Below are 6,127 nucleotides of genomic sequence, written 5' to 3'. Positions count from 1 at the left end.
GGCGCTTAGCACATGATTCCGCTTCATGCAGTTGAGATGCTAACGTTACCGAGGAGCCTATCATTAAGTCCATCTTACTTAGTCTGAATATTTTAGAATCATCATGCTTGTTAGCAAACGTAAGAAAGTTTTCTCCTTCTTGAAAGCCCATTTTTTTGTGGTTTCGTAGATGTCTCCTCATGCAATACCTACTGCGTAGTATTTTATTGACTCTGCATTAGTCTTTTCTACTTTTCAGACGGTAAAAGCCCACGTTGCTAGAGTCTATGGGTCCTATCCAAATAAAGCCGTCTTCATGGTTTGGCGTTAGAGCAATAGTAAGCACTCCGCGGTTTTGTTCTGTAGATGTAATCTTAAATGCACGTTCCCAATGCAGGAGATCTAACGTGCAGCTCACTTGTGCGATATTATAAGCACGTGATAAAAGTTCAGCGTTAATACCAACAACATTGTCTCGACTACCAAAATTATAGGGCGGGAAATTTTCAGTGAGCAAAGTTAGTTCAGACGCAGTCGACGCCAAACAAAACAACAGTAGTATTGAAGCAGATAGATTTTTCATTATACACGGCTGTTTTAGTACGATTGAGTAAGTGCACAAGAACAATACTAATAGCGCATCGAGTTATAAGTTCTTTCAACCAAAAGTGCTATTGTTAATTAGCCTGCTAAAACCATTAATTGGGTGATAGGGCTGTCATGGGACAAAGTCATACATTTAACCGCAAACGCGTCTAATCCTCTAGTTATCGCGTTGTTCTTTAAGATCGCGGTTTTGTCGATGGTTTTCAGGCACCGCGACTAACTCGTCTTCTATTAATTGGCAACTCGCGTCAATGGGGCCGTCTCTTCTTGATTCGAACGTTATCGCATCGCCTTCTGATTTGTTAGCACAAGCCTCTTTTGCTTCACGAGGTGGCCCTTTTCTGCGGTCATCTTGAGCGTGGCTTAGCGCGTTCAATATAATCGTCATCAATATTACCGTAGAAACTCGCCAGATTATTTTACGTAACTGAATTTGCATGGATTAATCCTTAGTAGTGAAAGCCGAGATCAACGCTGTGAGTGTAAAGATTAAATGTGCAGAAATAGTGCGGTCAATGTGGAGAAGTGCCGTAGTTGCAGATGAGACGGTGATAAAGCCGTTAAAACTACTTATACTGACGGTAATGAACATATCAAAAAAACTATTTCTGTCGTTTCTGGGACTTACTACGTTGGTTTTGTTTGCGACACTGTCACTTGCGCGTTGGGGGTTCGACCAAGGCTTCGCCGACTTCATTAATGCAATGGAAAAACAACGACTGGAAGGGGTAGCCGCTAACCTCCGCGATATTTATGAAAAGTATGATGAGGACTGGTTGCGCGCTCCCCCTTTCGAAATAGTTCGGCTGTTGAGTCGCTCTGATGATGGCTTACGAAATCCTCCACCTCATCAGCGCAGAGGTCAAGCGCCATTACATGCGCCACCTAGACAAACAGCAGCTCCCGCGTTTGATAAAGAATTGGAGCGATTTAATCGGCCTTCACACGCACTCGTTCACACTACATTACTTGATACGGAACATACGTTACTCTTCAATGCACCGTTTCCTAGTTTTACGTCAAATAAAAGTACCACGATTACAGACGTCGTTATTGAATTTAACTCGCAACCCATCGGCATTTTGCGCAGTTACCATTCAAAGCTCGATGACTCACATATCGCTGGTGAGTTTTCTCAGCAACAATTAATATGGAGTGCTAGTGTCGGCGGAGGTTGTTTAGTACTTGCTATTCTATTGGCATATTTTCTTTCAAAATTACTGTTAGATCCGATTCAAACGGTTTTGCAAAGTGTTGCAAAACTGCGTTTCGGAGACTACGACCTTAACCTGACCCATCACCGTAAAGACGAGTTAGGTCAGTTGATGACGGACATAGAATCATTGTCGCAAACCTTAAAAAGCACTAAGCGTGCAAAAAGCAGGTGGATTGCCGATATTTCTCATGAACTAAGAACGCCATTAACCGTTCTTGTCGGCGAAATTGATCTAATCAAAACAGGTGTACGTCCTTTCGACCAAAAGAATTTAAGTTCGTTAGAAGACGAGGTAAATAGATTAACCCGTCTGGTCGAAGATCTTTATCAATTGTCGGTGTCAGATACAGGGGCACTTCGATATCAAATGACGTATATCGATGTAATTCCTTTATTAGAAACTGTTGTGGCGAAGAAAGCACTAGAATTTGCCAATAAAGATATTTCGCTGAGTATAAGTAACCTAATCAAAAGAGCGAAAAATGTCGGCGTCAGTATTTATGCGGATCAGCAACGAATAGAGCAGTTGTTTTTGAATCTATTGAACAACAGTCTCCAGTATACCGATTCTAGTGGAGCATTGCGTATCCAACTTGAAGTGCGCAGTGATACTCTTATCATCACTTTTTCTGACTCGGCACCTACCGTTTCTGAAGAAGAATGCGAACAAATATTTAAACCATTGCAGCGTCAAGATGCCGCGCGCACTAGATTTAATAGCGGGGCGGGGCTTGGGCTTGCCATTTGCAGAAATATCGTACATGCCCATCATGGAACAATCTGCGCTACCCCCAGTGTTCTAGGCGGTATTTCTATCACTGTCTCATTACCGATAAAAGGAAGCAGGATGTGAATCAACAACATGTTTTTATCGTTGAAGATGAGCCCAAAATCGCTCAAATCCTTGTCGATAACTTGTCTTTAGCAAATTTTAAAACCTCTGTGTTACATGATGGAGGGCAAGCGTTGGAAAGCATATTGGGCGAGCAACCTGACTTTGTGATTTTGGATGTAATGTTGCCAAACAAGGATGGCCTTCAGATATGTAAAGCACTTCGAGAGGTTTCACAGGTGCCCATCCTCATGCTTACAGCCAAAATAGAAGAAATTGATCGTTTAATGGGGTTAGGGTTTGGTGCAGATGACTATGTCTGTAAGCCATTTTCAGCCAGAGAGGTAGTAGCTCGAGTGGAAGGTATCCTGCGCCGTACATCAATGCATCACAACACTGCTGCTCCTAATGTAATTACGTACAAAAATATAGCGCTGAACATCGAAAATTTCAGTTGCGTTCGAGATGGGCACTTCATTGACCTCACCCCAGTGGAATTTAGACTGCTCGGCGCCATGCTTCAATATCCAGGCAAGGTATTCGACCGCACTATGCTAATGACAAAATGCTACACCGATGATCGCATTGTTAGCCATCGAACGGTTGACAGTCATATGAAAAACTTACGTGCTAAACTTAACTTAGACAACCAAGAATCTTGTCTGCATTCAGTTTATGGTATTGGCTACAAAGTAGAGTGAAATAAAGGGAGTGGTCTATACCAACCCCCGTTTGTAAAAATACGATTAAGCTTTGATGACAACAGGTAAGGCTATCGAGGATTATTCTTTCAATAGTAGGTTAATGTCGTTCCAAAGGTGCTGAATAGACGTTTTGTTCAATCCGTTGTAAACACCGCGAATATGTCTATTTTTATCAATCAGCAATAAGTTTTCTGTATGTAAAAAGTCTTCGTTTTCCATATATTCGCCAATATCTTCATTGGCAAAATAATCTTCTCTTGCCAACTGATAGATATCGCCCCTATCGCCTGTCACTAAATGCCACTTACCGTCAATAATGTCATGTTCTTCTGCATATTTTTTTAACACGTCGACCGTGTCTGTTTCGGGCTGGATTGAATAAGAAATGATGCTTACTTGTTCATTGTCTTCAAAGAAGTCTTGTACTTTGAATATGCTTGAACGCATCTTCGGGCAAATACCCGGACATGTTGTGAAAAAGAAATTAGCGACATACACCTTATCTTCGAATGTTGCGTTAGTTACTGTTTCACCAGCTTGGTTAGTGAATGAAAAGTCAGATACTCGGTGAAAGTTGTGAGCCTCAACGCTGCTGGGAACTAACCAATAAGGCGTAAATTCAGCACTTTTGTAAAAAGGTAAGGTTACTTTAGCTCCTGCGCGCTCTTGTGCCTGTGAGGCGAAAGTAAGTGCCGTTATACAGAGCAACAGGGCAGGTTTGGTAACACTATAAAATAAGTTCTTCATTATCTAATCCAAAGCATAGGTTGGCTTTTTTCATACCGAATATTCGGCCATTTACGTTTTCATAATTCACATACAGCTTGCCATTAGTTCTCCAAGCTTGTTGTAATCCGACTTCCATGCCATCGATATAATTCATGCGTTTAAACTTTTCACCTGACACGTACCATTGTCTTGCCAATCCCTGAATTTTTCCTTTTTCATACATAGCGATTGCGCGTAAATTACCATTTGCCCACACGCTAATATGTGGTCCGTGAAGTTTTCCCTTTTCGTAGTAAGCAATAAACCCTAACATCCCGTTTGGATACCATTGCTTGCTTTCGCCATGCTTAATGCCATTCTCATAGCGAGATTTGCTTTTTAACTGGAGGGAGCCATCGACGCTTTGCGGCGGATAATATTCGACAATATGGCCTGTAAAAAGCGTCTGCTCGTAAAACTTTAAACCTGTTCTCTTACTCGTAGTGATATTGCTTTTGGGTACCACTAACACATCGTTTTGAGATAGTAGTGTCAGCCTCTCAACACAGAAAATGGAAGCGAAAATCAATACCCCCCCCAGTATTGTTATTCCCAATAGAACACATTTACTGAACTGCACTTGGCGTGCCTTGATAATCGCCGGGAAACAAAATGTAATAAGCGTTCAGGTACAGATCATTTTGGACATGATAGTGATAAGTCGGCTCTGCATGATGTTGCGTTATTTCGACATGACCTCCAGAGGTATCTAAATCCGTTGGATACGTTCCCGTTGAATTACACTTTCGCCCAAATAAGAAGAAACCATCAGCAATAACACCTATTAGGTTCTCATCATCATCCGAAATGGCCAATGGCTCTAAATGATAATGATAACTCTGTGGTCCAGTATGAGCGCCGTTATAATCTAAGCCTTCAATAGCTGAATCGAGCGCTCGACCTGCGCCTTCCTCATCGTTGTATATCGGCGCACCGCTCACCGCTATGCCAATTGGACCAAGTCCTGTCGCAGTAGGATTAGTTGCCTTGTCAGGTATACCTGGCACTATTAACGTGAAAGTGCCAACAAAATCATCAATGTGTCCCGGCACCAATCTGTCTAATGTGGTTACAACAGGTGCTATATACAGGGGGTGGTCTGGTGACCAATAGGGTGAAGTGTGGTCAGGTAAACCAGTTGACTCAATAATGATATTTGCACCATCAATTACTGTCGTCACGCTGTCTGAATTAAACATTAAATATGCATCGGGCAACATAGCAAGCGGTGTTCCGTCTGAAGTTGATTCATCGACGGGTGAATCATCTATTGGTACAACTTCATTACTCGTTTCAGCGTCGCCTCCTCCACAAGCCGTTACGAAAAAAGCGCTTAATACGGCTAAACTTGCAAGCTTATAGAATGTATTCATCAAGGTTTGACCTTCAAAAGGTGAGTCACTATTGAAACAACCCACTTATGTCTAAATTGTGGACTAACTTTATAAAAACAATGTGCAGAATGTGTGCAGAAAATAAGGAAAGACGATAGATAATCTTGGCGTTAACGGCCACTATTCTTAACCCCGTTACAATAGAGATGCCAGAAAATGAAAAATTCTGGTCTGAGGTAAGCTGCACTGAGCGACTGTCGCTGCTAGGCCCCTCACAAGACTACCGCGATGTTGTTCCCTTTGCGCGCAACGTTGTTGAAAGTTATCCCTGAGAGGGTGTTGTGGGGTACAGACTGGCCGCATCCGAATAAGAATAACTACATGCATGATGATGGGCAACGCGTGGATATTTTTCCGCATATTGCGGCAACGGAAGAGCTTCAGTGTACCAAAGCGCAAGTGGCGCTTGCATGGGTACTGCAGCAGCACGAATGCATACATGCTATTCCAGGCACGACAAATCTTAGCCATTTAAAGGATAATGTGGCAGCGCAAAAAATAAGGCTAAGTGCTAGCCAGTTACAAACGTTAGCCGATAGTTTTGCACCGCAAAAAATCAGCGGGCCTCGATACCCGCAGGCGACACAGCTAGAAATTGATACTGAAGAGTTTTAAGTGCTAAGGCGCG

At 42.5% G+C, this 6,127-nt stretch carries 8 protein-coding genes and 1 pseudogene; 3 read left to right on the top strand and 6 right to left on the bottom strand.

All coding sequences use genetic code 11. The annotated features are described in order from the left end of the window. The 3 genes and pseudogenes from GVO63_RS19565 to GVO63_RS01870 all read right to left on the bottom strand — a co-directional run. Positions 1-181 (bottom strand): annotated as a pseudogene (locus GVO63_RS19565) (hypothetical protein); the annotation flags it as partial. 36 nt (positions 182-217) lie between these two features. Then, complete coding sequence (locus GVO63_RS01875; protein WP_159577917.1) at positions 218-562, bottom strand: hypothetical protein; 345 nt, start codon at positions 560-562, stop codon at positions 218-220. Positions 563-742: 180 nt separating this feature from the next. Further along, a complete protein-coding gene (locus GVO63_RS01870; protein ID WP_159577916.1) occupies positions 743-1,024 on the bottom strand; it encodes a hypothetical protein in 282 nt (93 codons plus the stop codon). 76 nt (positions 1,025-1,100) lie between these two features. On the opposite strand from GVO63_RS01870, the gene GVO63_RS01865 reads away from it, so the two are divergent. Beyond that, on the top strand, positions 1,101-2,654 hold the full coding sequence (locus GVO63_RS01865) for an ATP-binding protein (protein WP_159577915.1): 1,554 nt from the start codon (positions 1,101-1,103) through the stop codon (positions 2,652-2,654). Then, complete coding sequence (locus GVO63_RS01860; RefSeq protein ID WP_159577914.1) at positions 2,651-3,334, top strand: response regulator; 684 nt, start codon at positions 2,651-2,653, stop codon at positions 3,332-3,334. The genes GVO63_RS01865 and GVO63_RS01860 overlap by 4 nt, the downstream gene beginning before the upstream one ends. Positions 3,335-3,415: 81 nt before the next feature. Here GVO63_RS01860 and GVO63_RS01855 read toward each other — a convergent pair whose 3' ends face one another. From GVO63_RS01855 to GVO63_RS01845, 3 genes are read right to left on the bottom strand one after another with little or no spacing between them, the layout of a single operon-like run. Next, the gene (locus GVO63_RS01855; RefSeq protein ID WP_159577913.1) at positions 3,416-4,084 is read right to left on the bottom strand and encodes an SCO family protein; all 669 of its coding nucleotides are present in this window, start codon (positions 4,082-4,084) and stop codon (positions 3,416-3,418) included. After that, a complete protein-coding gene (locus tag GVO63_RS01850; protein WP_159577912.1) occupies positions 4,065-4,661 on the bottom strand; it encodes a toxin-antitoxin system YwqK family antitoxin in 597 nt (198 codons plus the stop codon). Before GVO63_RS01850 ends, GVO63_RS01855 begins: the two co-directional genes overlap by 20 nt. A 10-nt stretch (positions 4,662-4,671) precedes the next feature. Then, positions 4,672-5,478 (bottom strand): YHYH protein, encoded by an 807-nt coding sequence (locus GVO63_RS01845; protein WP_159577911.1) that lies wholly within the window; start codon positions 5,476-5,478, stop codon positions 4,672-4,674. A gap of 249 nt (positions 5,479-5,727) precedes the next feature. Between GVO63_RS01845 and GVO63_RS01840 the strand changes: the two genes are divergently transcribed. After that, on the top strand, positions 5,728-6,114 hold the full coding sequence (locus tag GVO63_RS01840) for an aldo/keto reductase (RefSeq protein ID WP_201281864.1): 387 nt from the start codon (positions 5,728-5,730) through the stop codon (positions 6,112-6,114). The last annotated feature ends 13 nt before the right edge of the window (positions 6,115-6,127 follow it).

The organism is Alteromonas sp. KUL106 (assembly GCF_009811415.1).
Lineage (GTDB): Bacteria > Pseudomonadota > Gammaproteobacteria > Enterobacterales > Alteromonadaceae > Alteromonas.
The sequence above is the reverse complement of the archived record's forward strand: the minus strand, read 5'-3'. Positions and strand labels throughout refer to the sequence as shown.